This window comes from Pseudomonas edaphica (genome assembly GCF_965277385.1).
Classification (GTDB): domain Bacteria; phylum Pseudomonadota; class Gammaproteobacteria; order Pseudomonadales; family Pseudomonadaceae; genus Aquipseudomonas; species Aquipseudomonas edaphica.
Map to the genome: position 1 here is coordinate 6,111,826 of NZ_OZ255725.1, position 23,539 is coordinate 6,135,364.

A 23,539-nucleotide genomic window follows, 5' to 3' on the forward strand; every position below is an offset into this window, starting at 1 on the left:
ATTTAATGGCCCCTTTGTAACAAAATCCCCGCCAAAATCACTTTTATTTTCAGGTGGTTAGATGGGGATGCAAATGCGCACTGTTGGAATGATGCTGATCGCCTGTTCCCTGGCTGGCGGCGCGGCGAGCGTGCAGGCCCGAGAGTTGCGCGAGGGTGACAAGTACATGTGCAGTTGGGGCGCAGGCACTGCCGCCAGGGCACAGGAACTCAAGCTGTCGGGTGTGTCGCTGTATGCCGCGCGGCAGAAGATCCAGACCATCAAGTTCAGCAAATCGTGGATGCGCATGATGGCCATGGGCATCACCGAGCAGACCTACGACAGCCGCTCACGGCTCAAGCCCGACGTCATCCGCCAGAGTTTTTACCAGGACTGCCTGCGCTACAAAGTGGCGCGTAAATGATCCAGGGCTGTTTTGCACCGGTCAGTGCAAAATCTGCGTAAGCCTGTCCAACTTTGCCTTGGCGCTGCTGGCCATACTGGCGCCAGGTAAACCAAGAGGCACAGGCCATGACTGATTACGTATTCCCCCCCGCGCCAACCCCATCCCTGGCCGTACAGGGCAGCGACGCACGTTTCCCGCTGCGCCGCGTGTTCTGCGTGGGCCGCAACTACAGTGAACACGCCCGTGAAATGGGGCATGACCCGGATCGCGAACCGCCATTTTTCTTTATGAAACCGGCTGATGCAGTGGTGCCGGCCGAAGGCGTGATCGCCTACCCGCCGCTGACTGCCGACCTGCACCATGAGGTGGAACTGGTGGTGGCCATCGGCAAGGGTGGGGTGGATATCAGCCCTGAAGACGCTTTGTCCCACGTTTGGGGGTATGGCGTCGGCATCGACTTGACCCGTCGCGACCTGCAGGCCGAGGCGAAAAAGCTCGCGCGTCCGTGGGATTGGGGCAAGTCGTTCGATGAATCGGCGCCCAGCACCGCCTTGCAACCTGCGAGCGTTATCGGGCACCCGGCCAGCGGCAAGATCTGGCTCAAGGTCAATGGTCAGCAGCGTCAGGTCGGCGACTTGGCTGACCTGATCTGGTCGGTGAGTGAAATCATCAGCTACGCCTCAAAATCCGTAGCACTCAAGGCCGGTGACCTGATCTTTACCGGCACCCCGGCAGGCGTCGGCGCGTTGCAGCGTGGGGATGCGGTTACCGCTGGCATCAAGGGCATCGGCGAGTTGAGTTTCACCCTCAGCCAGGGTTGAGGCTAAAGTGGTGCCCAGGCCCTTCGAGAGACTGTTATGCCAGGCACCCGCGTCACCACCTATGGCATGGAACAACGCAGCGACCGCCCCGACTTCTATATCCGCGACAAGCGCGGGCGGGCGGCGCTGACCAGCCCGCATCGGCATGAATACTTCCAGATCCAGATCAACCTGGGCGGCGACACCGTGCAACATATCGGCGGCGCGGTGCGTCCGTTCCCGCACAAAGCCATGGCGTTTATCCTGCCCCATCGCCTGCATGTGATTCCCCACCCGCAAGACGGCGAGTTCATGCTGATCAACTTCAGCCAGGCGTTCTTCCTGCCGCAGTTGACCTGCGACCCGCTGGACCTGGAAGACATCCCCATCAGCCAGGCGCCGGAGCTGTCACCGTTCCGTTTTCAGGAGCACCTGGACTTCATCCTTGACGACGCCGACTTTGAACAAGTGCACATCTGGCTCGGCCATATGCGCACCCTGGACGCCCAGCGCACTTTCGGCGCACGTGAGCGCTTGAAGGGCTACTTGTTCCAACTGATCGGCCTGGTTTGCCAGCAGTACGCCGAACCCTTGCAGGCGTTTGCCGCCAATAACACCACCCGACGCGGACGCAAAGACGCCTTGGCACGGGTGCACGGCTATATCCGCGAGCATCTGCACGAGCCGGGCCTCAATCTTACTGACGCTGCGGCCGCTGCGTTCCTGTCACCCAACTACCTCACCCATTTGCTGCGCAAAGAAACCGGCAAACCCTTTTCTCAGTGGGTGCTCGACCGCCGCATGCAATTGGCGCGCACCTTATTGCTCAACACTGCGCAATTGATAGGTGCAGTTGCCCTGCGTTGCGGGTTTACCGACGAGGCGTACTTTTCCCGCTGCTTTCGCAAGGCCCATGGCCTGGCGCCGGGGCAGTTTCGGCGTCAACAACAGGCAAAACCCCTGTAGTCGAGCGCCTTCTCTTACAAATCCACGACAATCTGTGTGTTTCTATTTACATACAATTGCGTGCATCCACGGAGGAGGCATCTATGCAAAACCCTATTCGGCTGGCGACGCTGGCGGATATCGACACGTTGTTCGCCATTCGCACGGCCGTGGTGCAGAACCACTTGAGCCGTGAGCAGATGGCGGATCTGGGCATTACGCCACAGGTGCTGGCGGACAGCATCCGTGAAGCGCCGTGCGTGTGGCTGGCAGAAGTGGAGGGCCAGCCGGCGGCTTTTTCGATGGTCAACTTTGACAGCGGCGAGGTATTTGCGATGTTCGTATTGCCCGCCTACGAAGGCCGGGGTTTGGGCCGCCAACTGATGGCGGTGGCTGAAGCCGCACTGTTTGAGCACCACCCGACGCTGTACCTGATCACCGACGGGCGCGGTGAAATCCGCGCCAACGGGTTTTACCAACGGCTGGGCTGGACGCAGGTGGGCCGGGTCGAGGGCGATGATGTGCGGTATGAAAAGAGCAGGGCACCTTAAATCATGAACCCGGCAGAACCCCCGTCCACCAACGGCCTTCGCTATGCGACGATCGGGGTTGCGTGCGCCGCGGTGCTGCTCGGCATCTTGTTTATGCGCTTCAATGCTCAGGTTGACCTGGAACGGGAAGAGGCCGCCGAACGCTTGGCGCTGTGCCAACATCTTGAAAGTGTGGCCCGTGCCACTTCGACTACCAGCCTGGAATCGCTTGAGGCCTGTAAGCAACTCAGAAAGCGTTACAGCGAGAGTGCCGCGCCGTGATAAGCAATAACCCTATTTGAACAATGGATATATAGCCACTAAGTGATAAGGGCTATATCGGTTTATTGCACCAAAAAGTGGCACTTGCTGACTTGGCTACCTTAAAAATCATGTGGTTATTGAATGACTTACGCGGCTTTTAATCCGACGAAAGGAATAAAATAATCTTGTTGCAGGTTTTGACAATCGTTACTATAGCCGGGCGTTCACCTCCCACGGTTTATGCATTTTTAAATCCCAAGTTTCCATCAGCTACTTGGGATTTTTTTTGCCTGGAGTTTGACCTCGGCATCACACTTCACTATCAGCGAACTCTGCACGCATGCGTCCATTGCGTTTGGCCTGATACAGCAACTTGTCGACCGACTCGACGAACGCCAGCAGGTCGCTGTTGGGCGTCACGGTATGCGTGCCCACCCCCAGGCTCAGGCTCAGCAACTTGGAAACCGGCGAAACGGCGTGTTCGATCTGCTGCTGGCAAATCAAGTGCAGGCAGCGCTGCGCCACTTGCCTGGCTGAGGCTGCGTCGGTTTCGGGCAGCAACCACACAAATTCCTCGCCGCCGATACGCGCAATAAAATCCCGTGGCCGGTTGGCCGCCTGCGACAAAGTGCGGGCCACCTGGCGCAAGGCTTCATCGCCCTTGATATGGCCGTAGTGGTCGTTGTACTGCTTGAAAAAGTCTATATCCAGAATAATCAACGACAGCGGCAATTGGCTGCGCAGGGCACTGGCCCATTCGCGTTCGAGCACGGTGTCGAACATGCGGCGGTTGGCGATGCCGGTGAGGCCGTCCTGGAAGGAGTATTCCTCCAGTTGTTTTTGCAGGCGGATCAAGTGCTCTTCGGTCTTCTTGCGCTCGCTGATATCGAACATAAAGCCGATCAAGGCTTCGACTTCGCCGTCCTTGCGCACCACATGCACCACATCGCGGATCCACACATACTCGCCGTTGGCCGTCAGTGCGCGGTAGTCGGCTTCGTGGTCCACGCCGGCACGCGATTGCGACACGCAAAAGTTCACCACGTATTCACGGTCGTCCGGGTGCATGCGTTCGACCCAATCATCCACGCTCACCCAGCTTTGCGGGCTCCAGCCCAGCAGCGTTTCGATCTGCGGGCCGATGTAGCTGAAGGTCATGCTCTGCCAGTCGATGCGCCAAGGGATGGCCTTGGTCGACTCCAGCAGGGTTTTGTACACGTCGCTGTCGGGCTGGCTCGGGGGAACGATGCTCATGGCGGGCGGCTCAGGGTGATGGCGAAAAGCCAAGAGCGTCTTTTGATACAGGTTGTGAGTCAAGCCCTTGCCAAAGCAGCAGACGAGAGGTCGTGTGTTGGGTTTCTGGCGCCAGTGCACCAGCGTTTACAGGGCGAAATGTGGCACAGCTATCACTTTTGAATTAATTGTTCAGTAGCAGGCAAAACCTTATCTATGCTGGTTGCATCACACCCACAGGGTCGAACCCAGGGATGGGGGCTCAGCATGATTGCGCTCGACGAACTCAATAAGATCATGGCCGCGGGCTTCCTGCCGCTGGCCTGTGATTGCAGCCTCAACAGCGACGGCTCGCTGCGCATCAGGGTGTTCGAGCCAGCGTCGGGTCGCGTCGATCTGCTGTTGACCCGGGTCTCGCCCCAAGGCCTGGACAGCATCCGTTCCATCTCAAACCTTATTGGCGAACTGCGCACCGAGATCAAGGCCGGGCGGCGTGGTTTTGCGGCAGTCGGTTAACTGTTGACGCTGCTGGCGGGGGCGGTGTCAGCGCCATAGTAGCGCCAGCAGCAATGCCGATGCTCCGGCAGGATTACGCAGCCGCTGAGGCTGACGATCAACAGGGCGGCAACCAGCATAGAGAGTCGACGGGGCATGATATTTCCTCATTGTGTGTTTTGCGTTACCTGTTGAACGCCACCACCTGCACAAATCCGTCGCGATGCTTTCAAACATTTCATCCAGCGTTTTCTTCCCTTGAGCAATACTCCCATCGTCGAGAAACAATTCACCGTTCTCGCGACGGATTTCCCCGTGCCCAGCGTTCAACCCATCAGATGCGAACATTTTCGTCCGCCGTATGAAGGAGTTGCCATGAACCCTCTGGCCAAATTGCGCTATGCCTTGCTGGTCCCGCTGGCCTTCGCCGCGCTTGTCAGCACCCCGACCTTTGCCCAGACCGAAGTGATCATTCGCCAGGCCCCACCGGCCGAACGCGTTGAAGTGATCCCGGCTGAACGCCCGGGCTTTGTCTGGGACCGTGGCCACTGGCAATGGGAACGTGGCGCGTATGCCTGGGTGCCGGGCCACTGGCAGGAAGTGGTGCGTAACGCGCGCTGGGAGCCTGGGCACTGGGAATCCCGTGGCCCCAACTGGTACTGGCGCGAAGGGCACTGGATCCGCTGAAACCTCTTAGCCCCCGGACCGAGTATTACCTGATTGAAAGACACTGATCCGGACGTTGAGCTACTGGCACGTATCGGCAACAACGAACCTGCGGCCGTCAACGAAATGGTGACGCGCAAGCTGCCGCGCCTGCTTGCGCTTGCCGGGCGGCTGCTGGGGGATGCCGACGAAGCCAAGGACGTGGCCCAGGAAAGCTTCCTGCGCATCTGGCGCCAGGCGGCCAACTGGCGCCCCGGCGAAGCGCGTTTTGACACCTGGCTGCACCGCGTGGCGCTCAACCTGTGCCATGACCGCTTGCGCCGGCGCAAGGAACGCCCGTTGAACGAGGATGAAGCGCTGGAACTGGCAGACAGCGCACCCTCGCCAGATGAACAGTTGGAAACGGCGGACCGCAGTGCAAGGATGGCCGCCGCCCTGGCGGCCTTGCCCGAGCGCCAGCGTGAAGCCATTGTGCTGCAGTACTACCAGGAGCTGTCGAACATCGACGCCGCGGCCCTGATGAACATCAGCGTCGAGGCACTGGAGAGCCTGCTGTCGCGGGCCCGACGCCAGTTGCGCAGCCAACTTGCCGACACACCCGGGCTCGCCCGCCCAGGAAGGGGAAAACCATGACACCTGAACGCTTTGCGCACTTGGCTGACGCCTACGGCGCCAGCCTGCATCGCTGGCCCAGCGCCGAACAAGCCGCCGCCCAGGCACTGCTCGACAGCGGCAACCCACGCGCGCGCGAGGCGTTGCGCGAGGTCGGTTGGCTCGACGCCCAGTTGGACAGCCATCAGCTGGTGTTCAACGAACCGGCGCTTGCACGACAGATTCGCGAGTCTGCACCGCGACGGCCGTCGTTCTGGGCACGCTATGCCAACTGGCTGTCGCCTGCCGGGTTGGTGGGCGTGGGCATTGCCGGCATTGCCGCCGGGGTACTGGTGGCGTCACTGAGTGTGCCGTTGCCGATGCTGTCATCCGACGTGCTGCCCAGCGTCTTCGATCAGGGCGACGCCGATGTCGTCTTCACCGTCAACGCCGAGGAAACCGAGCAATGACCCCAACATCCCTTAAACCCTGGCTGGTTTTCTCGGTATTACTCAATGTGTTTTTGATCGGTGGCGTGGGCGGCGGCCTCTATCACTGGATGGCTACCGCCAAGCCCGCCGAAGCGGTGGTCAACCAGCACGGTCTGCGCCAGGCGATGATCAAGTTGCCGATGGAGCGGCGCAAGGAATTGCGCCAGTTGTTGCGCCACAACCGCGCCGACAGCCAGCCGCTGATCATGGCCGGTCGCGAAGCACGCCTGGGGGTGATCAAGCAGCTGGAAGCGCCGACGCTGGATCGCGATGCGCTGGTCACTGAACTGGCCAAGGCCCGCGAGGCAGATGCGGCGCTCCGGGCATTGGTGGACGCGACGCTGGCGCAGTTTGCGAGCAATTTGCCCCAGGATGAACGGCAAAAACTGGTCGAGGCGCTGTACCAGCGCGGGCAGGCCAAAAACCGCGAGAAACTGCCGCAGGTGGCTGGGGCCAGGCCGCGTTCTTGAGCGGTTGCTCACCTCCAACTGATGCCATGCGATCCAATTGTGGGAGCTGGCTTGCCTGCGATGCAGACACCTCGGTACATCAGGTACACCGAGTTGATGCTATCGCAGGCAAGCCAGCTCCCACATTTTTAACCGAGTGAGGCTTCAATAGCTTCACTAGTCCGCTCTTATGTTGGAGCTGGCTTATCGAATCGTCGCACCGCTGCGATAGCATCAACTCGGTCTATCAGGCTTTAAGGGGCTGCATGCAGTCCACCGCCTGATCCACCAGCGCCCTCGCCATATCCACCAGATGCTGTACTGAAATCACCAGCGCCTGCGATGCTCCATCCAACTGATTACCGGCCTCTTGCGCAGTAGCCGACGCGCAACGCAACAGGCTGCTGGTATGTGCTAATGCACTCTCAAAGCTGGTTTCTGCCTCTACGGTAAACACCATCGGTTCGAGCGAGTCGGGCGATGGGGCAGGAGAGAGATAGTGATCCAGAGCGCGTTTGTACGCGGCGTATTTTTGCGCTTGGTCAGAAGAAGCGTCGAAGCGATTGAAGGGCGGGTCGGGAATAATCTTATCCATTGTGAAGCACCTCTAGTCGGTTAGAGGCCGTCACCATCGCTGCTAAACGATTGAAAGGTGGCGGCCGAACGCAGGTTAGCAGAACCGGAGACTAGGACCCGGCGCACCCGAAGGTGCCCTGCGCACGGCCACCATAAAGCGTCGGGCCGAAAAAAAGCGCCCTGCAAAAGGTGGCGCTTTGCGCCTAGTCATCGGCGGGCTGCTAAACCCGGTCACTGAATTGGCAGTGACTAGCGGAGACTAGCTAGCTGAGACGGGAGGCGCAAGCGGGGAAGATTTTCTCGGAAACGTCCTGCGAGGAAAAGAGAAATGTCTTTGGATTGGTGTTTTTTCATAAATATGGGCCACTGAACTTGGCAGTATCGCAATCAAATCCGAGCGTTCGATAATCGCCGAGATGCTCATGGAGTGCGATTTGTGCAGCGCGATGCTGAATTCAATCCCTCGTTCGGCCACAAAGCGCTCATACATTCTTTATCGAACGGCAGAGAAGGGTGGGTAGGGTGATGCCGGGAATCAGAGGCGGCGCACGAACGACTTGACGATGTGGCGGGTGGCGTCGGTGGTGTCCAACTCGTCGATGGCCCCATAGGCGTGCCACCGACAGTCAATGATCTCGTTGCAAGGGCGCGCCTCGCTGATGTTGACCACCGAGGCCTCGAACACATGGTGCACGGTGTCGCGGGCCTTCAACTCCTGCAAGTACAGCAAGCTATCCACATTCAACCCGGTTTCTTCTTCCAGCTCGCGTGCGGCGGCGCCGACCGGGCGCTCGTCACGCTCGACCTTGCCGCCCGGCAAGGCCCATTTCGAGCGGGCCTTGCGCACGAAGAGGATATGCCCCTGGTGTTCACAAATTACGGTTGCACGGATTTTCAATGTCTACACCTGCCTGGCCCAATGGCTGTCATGAAAGTGTAATGCAATTGTCATGCTGATTCAGGCTGGCATGCACCAGCGGTGATGTGGATACTGCCCCCTTGATGAAAACGGACGAGGACAACTGATGAATACCGTACGTTGGGGCATGATTGGCTGTGGCAGCGTCACTGAATTAAAGAGTGGACCCGCCTTCTACAAAGCGCCAGGTTCGGCGCTGGTGGCCGTGATGGGGCGCCGTGAAGAAGCTGTGCGTGATTATGCGGCACGCCACGGCATTGCCCGTTTCTATACCGACGCCCAGGCCTTGATCGACGACCCTGAAGTGGACGCGGTGTACATCGCCACACCGCCCGACAGCCACCTCGAATACAGCCTGATGGTGGCGGCAGCCGGCAAGCATTGCTGCGTCGAAAAGCCCATGTCGTTGAATGCCGAGCAGAGCGCCTTGATGCAGCGCACCTTCGAGCGGGCCGGGCTGCACTTGTTTGTCTCTTACTACCGCCGTTCGTTGCCGCGCTTTCAGCAAGTACGCGACTGGCTGCAGGCAGGGCGCATTGGCGAGTTGCGCCACGTGACCTGGAGCCTGTGCAAGCCACCGGCGGCCGCCGATGCCAGCGCTGCCAACTGGCGCACCGACCCGACTATTGCCGGCGGCGGCTACTTTGCCGACCTGGCGAGCCATGGGTTTGATTTGTTCCAGTACCTGGCCGGCGATATCGTCGAGGTCACCGGGTTTACCGCGCGCCAGGCTGGCAATTATGTGGCTGAAGATGCGGTAACGGCTTGCTGGACTTTCGCGAATGGCGCGCTGGGCATGGGTTGCTGGAACTTTGTCGCAGACCGGCGCGAAGACCGCGTGGAGCTGATCGGCAGCCGCGGCCGCATCACCTTTGCCGTGTTTGAAGACCAGCCGTTACGCCTGGAAGGTGAGGTGAATGAGGTGCTGGAAATACCCTGCCATGAACATATCCAGTGGCATCACGTACTGGCCATGAATGCGCATATTTGTGGCGAAGCCGAACATCCGTCACTGGCGATCGAGGCGCTGAAGACCGACCGGATCCTCGATAAGGTGTTACTCCGTAACCCTAATTTGCCGGGTTAATGGGGATATACCTGTTTTCTCTCTCAGGAATAGGCAAATGAAATATTGGATGCTGTTGTGGCTGGTACTGGCCACCAATGTGCTGGCGGCCCCGCGTAGTCAGGGGACGCCTGGGGAGTTTGATTTTTATGTGTTGTCGCTGTCATGGTCGCCGACGTTCTGCCTGACGCACCCTGGCAACGAGCAATGCACGGGCAAGGGCTACGGGTTTGTGTTGCACGGGCTTTGGCCGCAGTACGCCAAAGGCGGCTGGCCCGCGTCGTGCGATACGCAATCGCGGTTGTCGGCGGCGGACCTGGCCAAAGGTGCGCTGATCTTCCCCACGCAGGCGTTGCTCAAGCACGAGTGGGCCAAACACGGCACCTGCAGCGGGCTGGACGCTTCGCGTTACCTGGAGGCCACCGATACGGCCTTGGCCAACGTGCAGATTCCGCAGCAGTTGCAGCCGTTCAATGTGCCCAATTATATGGATGCAAAAGCGATCGAGAGCCTGTTCCGCCAGAGCAACCCGGCCATGGGCAACCATGGCATGGCGGTCATTTGCAAAGGCAAGGTGCTGTCTGAAGTACGCGTGTGCCTGAGCAAAGAGCTGCGTTTTGCCGGCTGCCCGCGCAGTGTTAAGAGCCAATGCAGGGGCGGCGATATCCGCATTCCGGTTCAGCGTTGATCAACGGTCGGGGTGCAAGGCGATGGCGCCAACCGCCGTTGCACTCGACGCGCCGGCGCGATCCGCCAGGTAACGCGCCGGGGGCTGGCCCACGGCTTTACGGAACATGGTGATAAAGCCGCTGGCGTTCTCATAACCCAGGTCCAGCGCCACCCGTTGCACACTTTCCCCTTTGGCCAGGCGTTGCAGTGACAGAATCACATGTAACTGCCGGCGCCAGCGGCCGAAACTCAAACCCAACTCCTCCAGCAGCAGGCGCGTCATGCTGCGCTCGCTCATGCCGATGCGCTGTGCCCATTGTTCGAGCGTGGACTTGTCGCTGGGGTCTGCCAGCAAACTGTCGGCCAGGCGCCGCAGTCGCAGGTCCTGGGGCATGGGCAGGTGCAAGTCTTCAATGGGGGCCTGGGCCAGTTCGTCCAACAATGTGTTGATCAAGCGTCCCTGTGCACCGTTTTCCTCGTACAAGTGCGGAAAACTCACCGCCTTGCTGATCAACTCATGCAACAGCCCGGACACGGCCAACGTGCAGCCTTGGGTGGGCAGAGCGCCGGCGGCGTCCGGGTCGATCAGCAGGCAATACACCTCAGCCTCTCCGGCACCCCGCGCGGCATGGGCCAGGCCGCCGGGAATCCAGAGTGCGCACTGAGGCGGCACGATCCAGATGCCGGCCTCGATCTGGCAATGAATCACCCCGCGCAGGGTGTACATCAACTGGCCTTTGCGGTGCGAGTGCGGCGTATGTTCCCAACGCTCGGATGTGCTGGTGGCGCCCACGGCGACCACTGCGCGCGGGATCAGGTCGGCGTCCCTGGACCGGGACAGGTCGCGTTCTTCAAGGCGGTGGCGTTGCATGGCGGATTCGCTATTTGGCCGAATTGCGAAATATTCTGGCTATTCTGTGCAATGCCGTCCAGTCGCAAGATCTCTATAGTGAGAGCCACTCTCATTTAGGAGCTTTGCCATGCGACTCGACAGTTCAACCTTTCCCGTGGTGAAAATCGTGTTTGACGCGCCTAACGAAGGCGGCCCGGAGGATGCTTTTGCGGTGTTCGAAAGCCTGCTGGCTCGCCAGCAAGCGTTTGTGCTGCTGCACGAAAAAGCCGTCGACGAAAACAACCACGAGCACTCTCACGAGGAGCGTAAACACGCCTCGATCTGGATGAAAAAAAACAAACAGGCGCTGCGCACTTACGTCAAAGGCATGATCCAGGTGGAACCCAGCGCCGCGCAACGCCTGGCCCTCAAGCCGTTTGCGCTGATGTTCGGCAAGGCCTGGGGCTACCCGCTGCTGGTGGTGGAATCCAGGGACCGCGCCTGGGCGCTGGCGCGGGATGTACTCGATGAACAGGTGTCGGATGTGGCGCATTTTTGATGTGCCCGATCGTTGCGCTATCGTTCCCATGCTCCGCGTGGGCATGCATCCTGTGACGCTCCGCGTCACGACTTCAGGTGCGGGACGCGGAGCGTCCGAGGCGGCATTCCCACGCAGCGCGTAGGAACGATCAAGGGGGTGTCCTCGCGGACGCATTAAAGTATCCTCCGCGCCCCGCTTATCACTGATTCAATAAGAATGACCGGACAAGACATGCAGGCACTGCTGGAATCGATCCTGAGCGAAGTTCGCCCCCTGATCGGCCAGGGTAAAGTCGCCGACTACATTCCCGCACTCGCCGATGTACCTGCCAATCAGCTTGGCATCGCCGTGTACGGCAACGATGGCTCGGCCTATTGCGCAGGCGACGCCGACACGCTGTTCTCGGTACAGAGCATCTCCAAGGTGTTCAGCCTGGTGCAGGCCATCGACCATGGCGGCGAAACCATCTGGGAGCGACTGGGCCACGAGCCTTCGGGGCAACCGTTCAATTCCATGGTGCAGCTGGAGTTCGAACGCGGCCGCCCGCGCAATCCCTTCATCAATGCCGGCGCCCTGGTGATCTGCGACATCAACCAGTCACGCTTCGCCGTGCCGATTTTGTCGATGCGTGACTTTGTGCGGCGCCTGTCGGGTAACCCGCAAATCCTGGTCAACAGCGTCGTCGCCGACTCCGAGGCCCAGCACGGCGCGCGCAACGCGGCCATGGCCTATTTGATGAAGTCCTTCGGCAACTTCCACAACGACGTCGACGCGGTGCTGCACAGTTACTTCAACTACTGCGCGCTGCAAATGAGCTGCCTGGATTTGGCCCGGGCATTCAGCTTCCTGGCCAACGAGGGCGTAAGTGCCCACAGTGGCGAGCAGATTTTGACCGCGCGCCAGACCAAGCAGGTCAACTCGATCATGGCCACCAGCGGGCTGTATGACGAGGCGGGCAACTTTGCCTACCGTGTGGGTTTGCCGGGCAAGAGTGGCGTCGGCGGCGGAATTGTCGCCGTGGTGCCGGGGCAGTTTACGGTGTGCGTGTGGTCGCCGGAATTGAATGCGGCGGGGAACTCGCTGGCGGGGATGAAGGCGTTGGAGTTGCTGAGTGAGCGGATTGGGTGGTCGGTGTTTTGAAAGCGTCGACCTGAAGGCAACTGACGCTAACACTGGCCGGGAGGACAGGGGATACATATTGAGGTAAAGTCGATCCAGCGTTCGACGCCCGGGGTGATCTATGCTGATCGTCATTGATCCTCCCTTGTCCTAAGCCGGAGACCAGCATGTCGCGTAAAAAAGTTAAGCCGCAGATCACCGAAGCACAGGTCCTCGCCCAAGAGTCGAGTATTCCCTCTATCGCCGCCAAGGCATTTCGGGACGCTTACGAGGTTGCCATTTCCAAAGGTGAGTCTGTTCTCGTGGTGCGTGCGGGCCAACTCATGAAAGTTTCAAGCACAGAGGCTCTGGTTATTCGACCGGTCGAAGCCTACGGGACCCTCAAGGCCGGCACGCGCTTGAAAACCAGAAAGTCTCTGTTGGATCGCCGATCCGCCCAGGCGCAGATCCAGGCTTGAGTACAACGCCCCGAGTCCGGATGTTCGCCGGACCTAACGGGAGCGGGAAAAGTACGTTCAACTCGAAGGTTCCGGCGCATTTGCTGGTTAACTACATCAATCCTGACGCGATTGAGTTAGGCATCCGCGAAACGGGGGCATTCGAGTTCGCTACGTTTGGACTTGAGCAATATGCCAGGCTGGCGCTTCCATTCTTGCGCAGTCATACACTACTTTTAAAATTCCCCGACTCTCTTGCCAAGCTGGATAACCTGGTTGTGGACAGCGAGCGGATGACCTTTCCATCCCGGCAAATTGATTCCTATATTGCGTCGGCTTTATCTGATTTTATTCGCGTGTCTCTGATTAAAGAACGCGTGAGTTTTACCTTTGAAACCGTGATGTCGGACACTAGCAAGATTGAGTTGTTGCGGCACGCGAAAGCTGCCGGTTATCGCGTCTACGTTTATTACGTCGCTACGGCAGACGCAGATATCAACGTTGCTCGGGTTGCTTACAGAGCTTCCATTGGCGGGCATGATGTTCCTGCCGACAAAATCCGATCTCGATATAACCGCTCTTTGGAGAATCTTTCCGAGGCGATATTGCTATCCAATCGAGCTTATATTTTTGACAACTCGCAGGATGGTGAGCCTAGCTTTGCTCAGCTCGCTGAAATTACAGAAGGCGAAGATATCGATATCGTCTCTAATACCCAGCCGGCCTGGTTTCAGCAGTATGTCATCGAAAAGCTGACGTAGAGCAAAGAGTAAGGGCTTTGGCTATTCAAGCGTTTCGCGGTTTTTTGAGCAAATCCACCAACAAATAAAGCGCCCCGGCGGTGATCGCAATATCAGCAATATTGAACACGCCGGTATGTGTTGGCCCCACGTTCAGCACCATGTAATCCACGACATGCCCGTCGCGAAACACACGGTCGATCAAGTTGGCGATACCGCCCAAGGCAATCGCGTAAAGCGGCAAGACTTTACGCAGCGGCTGGCTCCAGTTGGAAAGCGACCACCCCATGGCCCACGCCACCACGACGGCTACGCCAACGATAAAGATCAGCTGTTTGACCTGCGGCGGCAATGCAGCGCCCAGGCTGAGGAAGGCGCCTGGGTTGAGGCTCAGTTCCAGCGCAAGGTTGAGAGGGTTGGAGCCGATTTTGAAGCTGCTGGCTTGCAGCGAGACCAAGGCCAGCAGCTTGACCAGCTGGTCCACGGCAACAAAAGCAAGGCCGGCGAGGAGGGCGAAGGTGCGGCTTCGCAGAAGGGGCGATGTACTCAAGCGGTAACTTCCTGTTCCGGTTTGTCGACAGAGCGCCCGAAGATAGCTCAGGCGCTCTATCTCGTCCATCTTCAGGCGGCTGGATGGGCCACGTTCAGGGCTTTGTCCACCAGCAGTTGCACACCTTCGAGCATGCGGCAGATGCCCAGCGCGACATTGCGTTGGGAGCCGTCGATTTCAAACGCCAGGTGGTTGGCTTCTTTATAAATGGAGCTGCCACGATTCGCGGTCAAACGAATTAGGGTGGCAGCTATACGCGGGTTGACCGACCGGCTAAAGAAGCAAATCCGGCATACCCGAAGGTATCCCGCGTACAGCTGCCGCGACACGATACATCAGGCGTAAAAAAACGCCCAGGATCGGTGTGGGTGCAGTTGCTCTTTAAAGTCGGACGGTCAAATCCGGCCGCTGAATTGGCAGCGACGGCACAGAGATTAGTCAGCCCACTTCCGACCGACAACCTGAAACCACTGTGGGAATTATCTGAACGCACGCGATCTCCTGTGGGAGCTGGCTTGCCTGCGATAGCAGTGTGTCAGTCAACCCATGCGGCACTGAAAGGCCGTCATCGCAGGCAAGCCAGCTCCCACCTATTGATCTTCATCGGTTTTGAGGTTGATCGTTCACAACGCGTGGAAACGATCTTCAGGCGGCTGGGTGCGCTACGTTCAGGGCTTTGTCCACCAGCAGTTGCACACCTTCGAGCATGCGGCAGATGCCCAGCGCGACATTGCGTTGGGAGCCGTCGATTTCAAACGCCAGGTGGTTGGCGATATCGCTGATGGACGCCAGATCCTGGGAAGCATTGACCAGCAGGGTTTCGGTGCCCAAGTCGGCGCGCACGGTGAAGATGCCTTCACTGGGTTCGGGAATGGGTTTGCCGGGGTTGAGGTAGTGGGCGATCGCACGGTAGGCCACTTCGTGCAGGGTGCTGGTGTCGCAGTCTGGCTGGCCTGGGGGATTTGGGCTGTCTTTGATCATGGTGAAGCTCCTAAGATTAAGTGGAGCTGCCAACGTTCGCGGTCAAGCGAAGAGGGTGGCAGCTGTACACGGGTTGACCGACCGGCAATCAAAGGAAATCCGGCATACCCGAAGGTATCCCGCATACAGCCACCGCAACACGATACCTCAGGCGTGAAAAAAACACCTGAAACAGGTTAGAGCCAAGCTGTATTTTAATTAATCGGCCGGTCAAATCCGGCCGCTGAATTGGCAGCGACGGCACAGAGATTAGTCAGCCCACTTCCGACCGACAGCCTGAAACCACTGTGGGAAATATCTGAACGCGCGCGATCTCCTGTGGGAGCTGGCTTGCCTGCGATAGCAGTGTGTCAGTCAACCCATCCGGCACTGAAAGGCCGCCATCGCAGGCAAGCCAGCTCCCACAGGTTGATCTTCATCGCTCTTTGATGGCGAGTGTCATACCTGCGAGCTATGAACCAGGCGCAAACCAGCGTATCCAGCCCGCCCATAACAGCATGAGCACGCCGACACACAGCAGTACGGCGTACACCGGCCGTACGCGGCGGACGCGGTCTTGCAGTGCGCCGAGGGTGCAGAGTGCAATGAGCAGCGCGAACACCCAGTGGGGCAGGTGGGCGGTGATGCCTAAACGGTTTCGTGCACGTGGCTTGATCGGCTAAGTGTTGCGGGTTGCGGGTTTTGGCCGGTTCATGGACGAGTCCTTTCGCTCATGATGAATGGGTGAGCCAATCGATGATTGCGCTCTCGACTGGCCAAGCTAGCGCAGTTTGTGGGAGGCGTAACCTGTGAGAACTGACAGTTTTTTGAACTGTTTTGGCATTCACCGGAGATTCAATGTGGGAGCTGGCTTGCCTGCGATAGCAGTGTGTCTGCCAACCCATGCGGTACTGGAAGACCGTTATCGCAGGCAAGCCAGCTCCCACAGGTTGATCTTCATTGGGGTGGATATTTGTGTTTGTTCCAAACAAAAAATGCGCCCCAGAGGGCGCATTTTTTTGTTCGGTCAGCAATCACCTAATCAGGCAATCGCATCCCAAGCCCGATCACCGTGCTCGTCTTTAATCCGAGTCGGCAAGCCCATCACGTCCAGCGCCTTCAGGAACGGCTCAGCCGGCAGTTCCTCAACGTTGGCCATGTGTTTCACATCCCACTCGCCACGCGCTACCAGCAGCGCAGCGGCTACCGGAGGCACGCCTGCGGTGTAGGAGATGCCTTGGCTGTCGGTCTCGGCAAAGGCTTCTTCATGGCACGCCACGTTGTAGATGAACATCTCACGTGGCTGGCCATCTTTGGTGCCTTTGACCAGGTCACCGATGCAGGTTTTGCCGGTGTAGCCGGGGGCGAGCGAAGACGGGTCGGGCAGCACGGCCTTGACCAGTTTAAGCGGCACGACTTCCAGGCCTTCGGCGGTGGTGACCGGTTTTTCGGAGAGCAGGCCGAGGTTTTTCAATACGGTGAACACGTTGATGTAGTGTTCGCCGAAGCTCATCCAGAACCGCACGTTGGGCACGTCGAGGTTTTTCGACAGCGAGTGCACTTCATCGTGGCCGGTAAGGTAGAGGTTCTGCGAACCGACGACCGGCAGGTCGTCGGTGCGCTTGACTTCGAACATGGTGTTGCTGGTCCACTGGCTGTTCTGCCAGCTCCACACCTGCCCGGTGAACTCGCGGAAGTTGATTTCCGGGTCGAAGTTGGTGGCAAAGTATTTGCCATGGCTGCCGGCATTGACGTCGAGAATATCGATCGAATCAATGCGGTCGAAATGCTGTTGCTGCGCCAGCGCGGCATACGCGTTGACGACACCCGGGTCGAAGCCCACGCCAAGGATGGCGGTGATGTTCTTCTGTTTGCACTCTTCCAGGTGGTTCCATTCATAGTTGCCGTACCACGGCGGGGTCTCGCAGACCTTGCCCGGCTCTTCGTGAATGGCGGTGTCCAGGTACGCAACGCCCGTGTCGATGCAGGCACGCAGTACCGACATGTTGAGGAACGAGGAACCCACGTTGATGACGATCTGCGACTCTGTCTCGCGGATCAGGGCCTTGGTCGCTTCCACGTCCATGGCGTTCAGCGCAAAGGCTTTAATATCCGCAGGTACCTTGAGGCTACCCTTGGCCTTGACGCTGTCGATGATGGCCTGGCATTTGGAGATGTTGCGCGACGCGATAGCAATACGACCGAGTTCGTCGTTGTGCTGCGCGCACTTGTGGGCCACCACCTTGGCGACACCTCCTGCACCAATGATAAGAACGTTCTTTTTCAATTGCTTTATCTCTCCTTTATCCGCCAGCTTACGAAAGGCTGGACAGGTAGTCGTCGTAACCAAATTCACGAACCACCTCGACTGTACCGTCGAGTTGTTTCACTACGATGGACGGCATTTTCAGGCCGTTGAACCAGTTTTTCTTGACCATGGTGTAGCCTGCGGTGTCGATGAACGACAGCCGATCGCCGATGGCCAGCGGACGATCAAATTGATACTCGCCGAAGATGTCCCCGGCCAGGCAGGATTTGCCGCACACCATCACGGTGTGTTCGCCGTCGCTCGGCGTTAATTTGGCGTTGAGGCGGTAGATCAGCAAGTCCAGCAGGTGAGCTTCGATGGAGCTGTCTACCACGGCGAGGTTCTTGCCGTTGTAGAGGGTGTCGAGCACGGTGACTTCCAGCGAGGCGCTGTTGGTGATCGCTGCTTCACCCGGTTCCAGATACACCTGCACGCCGTACTGCTCGGAGAACGCTTTCAAGCGCGCGCAGAACGCGTCCACGGCATAGTCTTCACCGGTGAAGTGGATGCCGCCGCCAAGGCTGACCCACTCGACCTTGTGCAGCAGCGCGCCGAAGCGTTCTTCGATGGTGTTGAGCATCTGGTCGAACAGGTTGAAGTCACCGTTCTCGCAGTTGTTGTGGAACATGAAGCCCGAGATTTGATCAATCACGCCTTCGATCTTCACCGGGTCCCATTCGCCCAGGCGGCTGAACGGGCGCGCCGGGTCGGCGAGCAAATAGTCGGAGCTGCTCACCTGCGGGTTGACGCGCAGGCCGCGGGTCTTGCCTTCGCTGCGTTCGGCAAAACGTTGCAGTTGGCTGATGGAGTTGAAGATGATCTTGTCGCAGTTCTCCAGCATCTCTTCGATTTCGTCATCGGCCCAGGCCACGCTGTAGGCGTGCGCTTCACCTTCGAACTTCTGGCGACCGAGCTTCAATTCATACAGCGACGACGAGGTGGTGCCGTCCATGTATTGCTGCATCAGGTCAAACACCGACCAGGTAGCAAAGCACTTGAGCGCCAGCAAAGCCTTGGCGCCGGACTGCTCGCGCACGTAAGCAATCTTCTGCATGTTGACCAGAAGCTTCTGTTTATCGATGAGGTAGTACGGCGTTTTGATCATTTTTGAGAGCCTGCGGCGGTGCCTGCCAAAAAAGGACACGCATTGTGCCCGCACTTGGATCAGATCGAAAGGTTAGCGGGCGGATTTGCTGAACCCTACGTCGCAATAAAGACATTCTCGTGAACCCTGGCTGCCATTAAACCGTCATCTCCCTGGCACCGTCCTGCCACATTCCCCCGTTACTGTCCTCGCCAATGAGATCGATCTCAAGCGAGTGACAATGACTGATTTGAAAGACGTTGCGCAGTTGGCCGGTGTATCCCGCGCCACTGCCGCCCGCACCTTCGCCTCCCCGGAGCAGGTGCGCGAGGCCACCCGTGAGCAGGTGTTCGCTGCTGCCCGTGAGCTGGGTTTTCGGCCCAACTTGCTCGGCCGCCAGTTGCGCCTGCAAACCACCCATCTGATCGGTGTGGTGGTGCCCAACCTGCTCAACCCGGTGTTTGCCGAACAGTTCCAGGCCATGGAGCGCGCAGCGCGGCTGCGTGGCTACAGCTTGTTGCTGGCGACCACCGATTACAGCTGCGAGCGCGAAAGCGTGGTGGTCGAAGAGCTGCTGCGCCAGCGTGTGGATGGCTTGGTGCTGACCGTCACCGACGCCGAGAGCAGCAGCGTGCTGAACAGCCTGGCTATGGAGCAAACCCCGTTTGTGCTGGCTTACCACCAGCCGAGCAACCCCGGCTACAGCGCGGTGTCGGTTGATAACCGCGCGGGCATGGCGCTGGCCACGCGGTATTTGCTTGAGGCCGGGCACCGACGCATCAGCATGGTCGCCGGGCCCGCCTTGCAATCGGACCGTGCGCGACTGCGCTATGCCGGGTATTGCGATGCGATGAAAGCGTATGGCCTTCAACCACGCGCCGTGATCGAAATGCCGGCGCACACCCAGGCCGAATTTGCCGCGATCCAGCCGTATCTGCAAGGCCCGGACGCGCCCACGGCGTTGGTGTGCTCTAACGATTTCCTGGCCATCAGCCTGATCGCCGAACTGCGCCGCAATGCCTGGAATGTGCCCGAGCAACTGTCGGTGATGGGCTTTGACGGTATCTCCCTTGGCACCCAGATGCACCCGACCCTGTGCAGCGTGGTGCAGCCCATTGCACTGCTGGCCAGCACGGTGATTGACCAACTGCTGGCGCAAATCGCCGGTAACGCCCCGATTTCCCATTGCTTGCCTTGCCATATCCGGCCGGGCGAAAGCACTCAACCCCATGAGGAGCCCCTCGATGCGCGCATTCAGTAAAACCCTGGCCGCTGTGTTGCTGTGCGGTGTGGCCAGCCTGGCCCAGGCCGCCGAAACCGCGATTTGCTACAACTGCCCGCCGGACTGGGCCGACTGGGGCACGCAGCTCAAGGCCATCGCCGCCAGCACTGGCGTACAGGTGCCGCTGGACAACAAGAACTCCGGCCAGTCGCTGGCGCAACTGGTGGCGGAAAAGGCCGCCCCGGTCGCTGACGTCGTGTACTACGGCGTGACGTTCGGTTTACAAGCGCAAAAAGCCGGGGTGGTGGAGGGTTACAAACCCCAGGGCTGGGAGCAGATTCCCGCAGGCTTGAAAGACCCCGAGGGCCGATGGTTCGCCATCCATTCGGGCACCCTGGGCATCATGGTCAACGTCGACGCGCTCGGCGGTTTGCCGGTGCCGCAGAGCTGGGCCGACCTGCTCAAGCCGCAATACAAAGGCATGGTCGGCTACCTCGACCCCTCCAGCGCATTCGTCGGCTACGTGTCTGCCGTGGCCATCAACCGTGCCTTGGGCGGCGACCTGGATAACTTCGCCCCGGCCATCGACTATTTCCAGAAACTGGCGAAAAACGCGCCCATCGTGCCCAAGCAAACCGCCTATGCACGGGTGCTGTCCGGTGAATTGCCGATCCTGGTGGATTACGACTTCAACGCCTACCGTGCCCGCTACAAGGACAACGCCAACGTTGCCTTTGTGATCCCGCAAGAGGGCAGCATCAGCGTGCCGTATGTGATGAGCCAAGTGGCCAATGCGCCGCATCGCGCCAACGCCGAGAAGGTGCTCGACTTCGTGCTCTCGGACCAGGGCCAGGCGCTGTGGGCCAAGGCGTACCTGCGCCCGGTGCGCCCGGTGAAAATGCCGGCCGAGGTCGCCGCACAGTTCTTGCCCGACAGCGATTACGCCCGCGCAGGTGTCGTGGACTACCAGAAAATGGCCGCGGTGCAGGAAGCCTTCGCCGCCCGCTACCTCAACGAGGTCAAGTAAGTGGCAACTTCGACCCGACACGCGGCCTGGGCGCTGGCCCCGGCTTTTGCGGTGCTGCTCGCCTTTTGGCTGTTGCCGTTGGCGCACCTGGTGGTGTTGGGCGCCGACAGCCGTGACAGCAACGGCAGCGGCTATTGGCAGGTGCTGAGCAGCGCGCAATACCTGGGCAGCCTTGGGCAAACCCTGGTGCTTGCGATGGTGGTGACGCTGGTCGCGCTGTTGATCGGTGGCATCAGCGGTGTGTTTCTGGCGCGCCAGCAGTTTTTCGGGCGTTCGGCGCTGGTGGCGTTGCTCACGTTTCCCTTGGCATTTCCTGGCGTGGTGGTGGGCTTCCTGGTGATTCTGTTGGCGGGGCGTCAAGGCTTGTTTGCGGCGCTGGGGATGCACTTGGCCGGTGAGCGCTGGATCTTTGCCTATTCGTTGGCGGGGTTGTTTGTGGGCTACCTGTACTTTTCGATCCCACGGGTGATTCTCACGGTGATGGCTGCGTGCGAAAGCCTCGATCGCAGCCTCGAGGAGGCCGCGCATTCGTTGGGCGCGGGGCATTGGCGCGTGGTGTGTGACGTGATCGTGCCGGGCTTGGCGCCGGCGCTGGCTTCTTGCGGGGCCATCTGCTTTGCCACCTCCATGGGCGCTTTCGGCACGGCCTTCACCCTGGGTACACGCCTGAATGTCACACCGGTGGCGATCTACAACGAGTTCACCAATTACGCCAACTTTGCCGTGGCAGCTGCGCTGTCGGTGGTGCTCGGCGCGGTAACCTGGGCGGTGCTGTTGCTGACACGACGCCTGGTAAAAAACGCGGGGACTGTCCTGTGAAGCGCTCATCGCTGTTTGTGATTCAACTGCTGTTCACCCTGCTGGTGTGCGCTTTCATGCTGGTGCCGGTGTTGATGTCGTTGTTGGCCGGGTTGACGCGCAATTTCTTTGTCGGCCTGTCCAGCGGCTTGACCTTCGATTGGCTGATCCAGGTGTGGCAGGCCTACTCGCCGACGGTGTGGCTGTCGCTGCAATTGGCGCTGGCCTGCGCGGTGTGCGTCTGTGTGTTGGGTGTGCCCGCAGCGTATGCGTTAGTGCGCATGAACAACCGCTTCAGCCGTGTGTTCGAGGAACTGATGGTTCTGCCGGTAGCGATGCCGGGGCTCGCCAGTGCGTTGGCGTTACTGCTGACCTACGGCCAGTTCGGCACCTTTCGCAGCAGTTGGCTGTTCATTCTTGTCGGTCACGTACTGTTCACGCTGCCGTTTCTGGTACGCCCGGTGATGGCGGTGATGCAACGCCAGCACCTGCCAGTGCTGGAAGAGGCCGCCGCGAGCCTGGGGGCCGGGCCGATCAAGCGTTTTTTCAGTGTGGTGGTACCCAACTGCCGGGCGGGGATTCTGGCGGGCGTACTGATGGTGGTCACCTTGAGCCTGGGTGAGTTCAACCTGACGTGGATGCTTCACACGCCGATGACCAAAACCTTGCCGGTCGGTCTGGCCGACAGCTATGCCTCGGCGCGCCTGGAAATCGCCAGCGCCTACACCCTTATCTTTTTGCTGATGATCGTGCCGCTGTTGATTGCGTTGCAGGCCATCAGTGCTCGTTTGTCCCGTGGAGAGCGTCGATGACTGCTATCACTATCCGCCTGAAGGGCTGTCGCAGGGCGTTCGCCGACGGCACCGTGGCCGTGCATGACTTGAACCTGACCGTCGAAGGCGGTGAAACCCTGGCGATTCTCGGCCCGTCCGGCTGTGGCAAAACCACCACCCTGCGCCTGATCGCCGGGCTGGAACGCCCGGACGTGGGGCAGGTGTTTTTCGGCGACCAGGACGTCACCCGCCTGCCGATCGAGCGCCGCGATGTGGGCATGGTGTTCCAGAATTACGCGCTGTTTCCCAACCTGGATGTGGCCGGGAACATCGTCTATGGCTTGAAGATTCGCGGCCTGTCGCCCGTTGCGCGCAACAAGCGTTGTGAAGAACTGCTGGAACTGGTGGGTTTGCAGCACCACGGCAAACGCAGCATCCACGAATTGTCCGGGGGCCAGCGCCAACGCGTGGCCCTGGCGCGAGCCTTGGCGCCGCGCCCCAAAGTGCTGTTGCTGGACGAGCCGTTGGCAGCCCTGGATGCGCAATTACGCGAGCGTTTGCGCAGTGAGTTGGATGAGCTGTTGCGTGGGTTGGGCATCACCTCGGTATTTGTCACCCACGACCAAGGCGAAGCCATGGCCCTGGGCGATCGCATCCTGGTCATGGAGCAGGGCCGTGTTGCACAACTGGCCAGCCCGCGGGAGATCTACCAGCAACCGGCCAATGCGTTCGTCGCAGGCTTTGTCGGCAACCTCAATGCCTTTGTGGTGCTTGATCGCACCGCCCACGGCCTGAAAGTCTGCGGCGGCGAGTTGCCGTGGCACAGGGCTGACTCGCCGAGCACCGTCTATTGCCGGCCCGAACACTTGCGGGTGATGGAAGACGAAGGGCACGTGCACGGCCATCTTGTGGCGCAATTCTTCCAGGGTGCACAAAGCCGCCTGCTGGTGGATGTCGGAGGCCCCCAACCGCTGCTGGTGGACAGCAGCGACAACCAATTGCACAGCGTTGGCGCACCGATTGCCCTGGCGATTGCGCCACACAAGTTATTTACCCTCAATGCTTGAGA

Annotated in this window: 30 protein-coding genes and 1 pseudogene; 21 read left to right on the forward strand and 10 right to left on the reverse strand. The window is 59.6% G+C overall.

Going from position 1 to position 23,539, the window contains the following annotated elements; all coding sequences use genetic code 11:
* The first annotated feature begins 73 nt into the window (after positions 1–73).
* The 5 genes from ACQY47_RS27820 to ACQY47_RS27840 all read left to right on the forward strand — a co-directional run bounded on the left by ACQY47_RS27820 (position 74) and on the right by ACQY47_RS27840 (position 2,942).
* A complete protein-coding gene (locus ACQY47_RS27820; protein WP_026013691.1) occupies positions 74–403 on the forward strand; it encodes a hypothetical protein in 330 nt (109 codons plus the stop codon).
* 107 nt (positions 404–510) lie between these two features.
* A complete protein-coding gene (locus ACQY47_RS27825; RefSeq protein WP_138451429.1) occupies positions 511–1,206 on the forward strand; it encodes a fumarylacetoacetate hydrolase family protein in 696 nt (231 codons plus the stop codon).
* Between the two features lie 36 nt (positions 1,207–1,242).
* Positions 1,243–2,151, forward strand: coding sequence for a helix-turn-helix transcriptional regulator (locus tag ACQY47_RS27830; protein ID WP_017136887.1), 909 nt, complete (start codon positions 1,243–1,245; stop codon positions 2,149–2,151).
* Between the two features lie 83 nt (positions 2,152–2,234).
* Complete coding sequence (locus ACQY47_RS27835) at positions 2,235–2,681, forward strand: GNAT family N-acetyltransferase (RefSeq protein ID WP_017136886.1); 447 nt, start codon at positions 2,235–2,237, stop codon at positions 2,679–2,681.
* A 3-nt stretch (positions 2,682–2,684) separates the two neighbouring features.
* Entirely contained in the window at positions 2,685–2,942 is a 258-nt protein-coding gene (locus tag ACQY47_RS27840; protein WP_017136885.1) for a hypothetical protein, read from the forward strand.
* 291 nt (positions 2,943–3,233) lie between these two features.
* Here ACQY47_RS27840 and ACQY47_RS27845 read toward each other — a convergent pair whose 3' ends face one another.
* Positions 3,234–4,178, reverse strand: a complete 945-nt coding sequence (locus ACQY47_RS27845) for a sensor domain-containing diguanylate cyclase (RefSeq protein WP_017136884.1) — start codon at positions 4,176–4,178, stop codon at positions 3,234–3,236.
* Positions 4,179–4,424: 246 nt separating this feature from the next.
* Between ACQY47_RS27845 and ACQY47_RS27850 the strand changes: the two genes are divergently transcribed.
* Entirely contained in the window at positions 4,425–4,673 is a 249-nt protein-coding gene (locus ACQY47_RS27850) for a DUF1652 domain-containing protein (RefSeq protein WP_017136883.1), read from the forward strand.
* On the opposite strand, the gene ACQY47_RS27855 is transcribed toward ACQY47_RS27850, so the two are convergent.
* The gene (locus tag ACQY47_RS27855; RefSeq protein ID WP_428553715.1) at positions 4,670–4,810 is read right to left on the reverse strand and encodes a hypothetical protein; all 141 of its coding nucleotides are present in this window, start codon (positions 4,808–4,810) and stop codon (positions 4,670–4,672) included. The two genes, ACQY47_RS27850 and ACQY47_RS27855, sit on opposite strands and share 4 nt — an antisense overlap.
* Positions 4,811–5,027: 217 nt before the next feature.
* On the opposite strand from ACQY47_RS27855, the gene ACQY47_RS27860 reads away from it, so the two are divergent.
* The 4 genes from ACQY47_RS27860 to ACQY47_RS27875 are packed head-to-tail and all read left to right on the forward strand — an operon-like array spanning position 5,028 to position 6,870.
* Positions 5,028–5,339, forward strand: a complete 312-nt coding sequence (locus ACQY47_RS27860; RefSeq protein ID WP_099547786.1) for a YXWGXW repeat-containing protein — start codon at positions 5,028–5,030, stop codon at positions 5,337–5,339.
* 33 nt (positions 5,340–5,372) lie between these two features.
* A complete protein-coding gene (locus tag ACQY47_RS27865) occupies positions 5,373–5,951 on the forward strand; it encodes an RNA polymerase sigma factor (protein ID WP_017136880.1) in 579 nt (192 codons plus the stop codon).
* Positions 5,948–6,379, forward strand: coding sequence for a hypothetical protein (locus ACQY47_RS27870; protein WP_099547787.1), 432 nt, complete (start codon positions 5,948–5,950; stop codon positions 6,377–6,379). Before ACQY47_RS27865 ends, ACQY47_RS27870 begins: the two co-directional genes overlap by 4 nt.
* Positions 6,376–6,870: a periplasmic heavy metal sensor gene (locus ACQY47_RS27875; RefSeq protein ID WP_428553720.1), complete on the forward strand. Its 495-nt coding sequence runs from the start codon at positions 6,376–6,378 to the stop codon at positions 6,868–6,870. Before ACQY47_RS27870 ends, ACQY47_RS27875 begins: the two co-directional genes overlap by 4 nt.
* A 226-nt stretch (positions 6,871–7,096) precedes the next feature.
* Here the strand turns inward: ACQY47_RS27875 and ACQY47_RS27880 are convergent, their stop codons facing one another.
* Together ACQY47_RS27880 and ACQY47_RS27885 are read right to left on the reverse strand one after the other, a co-directional pair.
* On the reverse strand, positions 7,097–7,444 hold the full coding sequence (locus tag ACQY47_RS27880) for a DUF6124 family protein (RefSeq protein WP_236374036.1): 348 nt from the start codon (positions 7,442–7,444) through the stop codon (positions 7,097–7,099).
* Between the two features lie 516 nt (positions 7,445–7,960).
* Entirely contained in the window at positions 7,961–8,323 is a 363-nt protein-coding gene (locus ACQY47_RS27885) for an NUDIX hydrolase (RefSeq protein ID WP_428553723.1), read from the reverse strand.
* Positions 8,324–8,450: 127 nt separating this feature from the next.
* Between ACQY47_RS27885 and ACQY47_RS27890 the strand changes: the two genes are divergently transcribed.
* Complete coding sequence (locus ACQY47_RS27890; protein WP_099547789.1) at positions 8,451–9,431, forward strand: Gfo/Idh/MocA family protein; 981 nt, start codon at positions 8,451–8,453, stop codon at positions 9,429–9,431.
* Positions 9,432–9,468: 37 nt separating this feature from the next.
* Positions 9,469–10,098: a ribonuclease T2 family protein gene (locus ACQY47_RS27895; protein WP_428553728.1), complete on the forward strand. Its 630-nt coding sequence runs from the start codon at positions 9,469–9,471 to the stop codon at positions 10,096–10,098.
* Here ACQY47_RS27895 and ACQY47_RS27900 read toward each other — a convergent pair whose 3' ends face one another.
* The gene (locus tag ACQY47_RS27900; protein ID WP_428553731.1) at positions 10,099–10,950 is read right to left on the reverse strand and encodes an AraC family transcriptional regulator; all 852 of its coding nucleotides are present in this window, start codon (positions 10,948–10,950) and stop codon (positions 10,099–10,101) included.
* 109 nt (positions 10,951–11,059) lie between these two features.
* Here ACQY47_RS27900 and ACQY47_RS27905 point away from each other — a divergent pair, with 109 nt between their 5' ends.
* From ACQY47_RS27905 to ACQY47_RS27920, 4 genes are all read left to right on the forward strand, one after another.
* On the forward strand, positions 11,060–11,470 hold the full coding sequence (locus tag ACQY47_RS27905) for a hypothetical protein (RefSeq protein ID WP_017136873.1): 411 nt from the start codon (positions 11,060–11,062) through the stop codon (positions 11,468–11,470).
* Between the two features lie 213 nt (positions 11,471–11,683).
* On the forward strand, positions 11,684–12,592 hold the full coding sequence (glsB, locus tag ACQY47_RS27910; protein ID WP_017136872.1) for a glutaminase B: 909 nt from the start codon (positions 11,684–11,686) through the stop codon (positions 12,590–12,592).
* Positions 12,593–12,738: 146 nt separating this feature from the next.
* The gene (locus tag ACQY47_RS27915; RefSeq protein ID WP_428553735.1) at positions 12,739–13,029 is read left to right on the forward strand and encodes a hypothetical protein; all 291 of its coding nucleotides are present in this window, start codon (positions 12,739–12,741) and stop codon (positions 13,027–13,029) included.
* A gap of 20 nt (positions 13,030–13,049) precedes the next feature.
* Positions 13,050–13,769: a zeta toxin family protein gene (locus tag ACQY47_RS27920; RefSeq protein ID WP_428553738.1), complete on the forward strand. Its 720-nt coding sequence runs from the start codon at positions 13,050–13,052 to the stop codon at positions 13,767–13,769.
* A gap of 25 nt (positions 13,770–13,794) precedes the next feature.
* Here the strand turns inward: ACQY47_RS27920 and ACQY47_RS27925 are convergent, their stop codons facing one another.
* From ACQY47_RS27925 to ACQY47_RS27945, 5 genes and pseudogenes are all read right to left on the reverse strand, one after another.
* Positions 13,795–14,298: a signal peptidase II gene (locus tag ACQY47_RS27925; protein WP_428553741.1), complete on the reverse strand. Its 504-nt coding sequence runs from the start codon at positions 14,296–14,298 to the stop codon at positions 13,795–13,797.
* Between the two features lie 71 nt (positions 14,299–14,369).
* Positions 14,370–14,510: pseudogene (locus ACQY47_RS27930) on the reverse strand (DUF6124 family protein); the annotation flags it as partial.
* 433 nt (positions 14,511–14,943) lie between these two features.
* Positions 14,944–15,279, reverse strand: a complete 336-nt coding sequence (locus ACQY47_RS27935) for a DUF6124 family protein (protein ID WP_428553744.1) — start codon at positions 15,277–15,279, stop codon at positions 14,944–14,946.
* Between the two features lie 1,021 nt (positions 15,280–16,300).
* Complete coding sequence (locus tag ACQY47_RS27940; protein ID WP_428553747.1) at positions 16,301–17,545, reverse strand: saccharopine dehydrogenase family protein; 1,245 nt, start codon at positions 17,543–17,545, stop codon at positions 16,301–16,303.
* A 28-nt stretch (positions 17,546–17,573) separates the two neighbouring features.
* Positions 17,574–18,671, reverse strand: a complete 1,098-nt coding sequence (locus tag ACQY47_RS27945; RefSeq protein ID WP_428553750.1) for a carboxynorspermidine decarboxylase — start codon at positions 18,669–18,671, stop codon at positions 17,574–17,576.
* Between the two features lie 220 nt (positions 18,672–18,891).
* Here ACQY47_RS27945 and ACQY47_RS27950 point away from each other — a divergent pair, with 220 nt between their 5' ends.
* The 5 genes from ACQY47_RS27950 to ACQY47_RS27970 are packed head-to-tail and all read left to right on the forward strand — an operon-like array spanning position 18,892 to position 23,537.
* Complete coding sequence (locus ACQY47_RS27950) at positions 18,892–19,911, forward strand: LacI family DNA-binding transcriptional regulator (RefSeq protein WP_017136864.1); 1,020 nt, start codon at positions 18,892–18,894, stop codon at positions 19,909–19,911.
* Entirely contained in the window at positions 19,895–20,899 is a 1,005-nt protein-coding gene (locus ACQY47_RS27955) for an ABC transporter substrate-binding protein (protein WP_177034405.1), read from the forward strand. Before ACQY47_RS27950 ends, ACQY47_RS27955 begins: the two co-directional genes overlap by 17 nt.
* Positions 20,900–21,718 (forward strand): ABC transporter permease, encoded by an 819-nt coding sequence (locus ACQY47_RS27960; protein ID WP_428553754.1) that lies wholly within the window; start codon positions 20,900–20,902, stop codon positions 21,716–21,718.
* A complete protein-coding gene (locus ACQY47_RS27965; RefSeq protein WP_428553757.1) occupies positions 21,715–22,509 on the forward strand; it encodes an ABC transporter permease in 795 nt (264 codons plus the stop codon). The genes ACQY47_RS27960 and ACQY47_RS27965 overlap by 4 nt, the downstream gene beginning before the upstream one ends.
* Positions 22,506–23,537 (forward strand): ABC transporter ATP-binding protein, encoded by a 1,032-nt coding sequence (locus tag ACQY47_RS27970; RefSeq protein WP_428553760.1) that lies wholly within the window; start codon positions 22,506–22,508, stop codon positions 23,535–23,537. Before ACQY47_RS27965 ends, ACQY47_RS27970 begins: the two co-directional genes overlap by 4 nt.
* Positions 23,538–23,539: the final 2 nt, after the last annotated feature.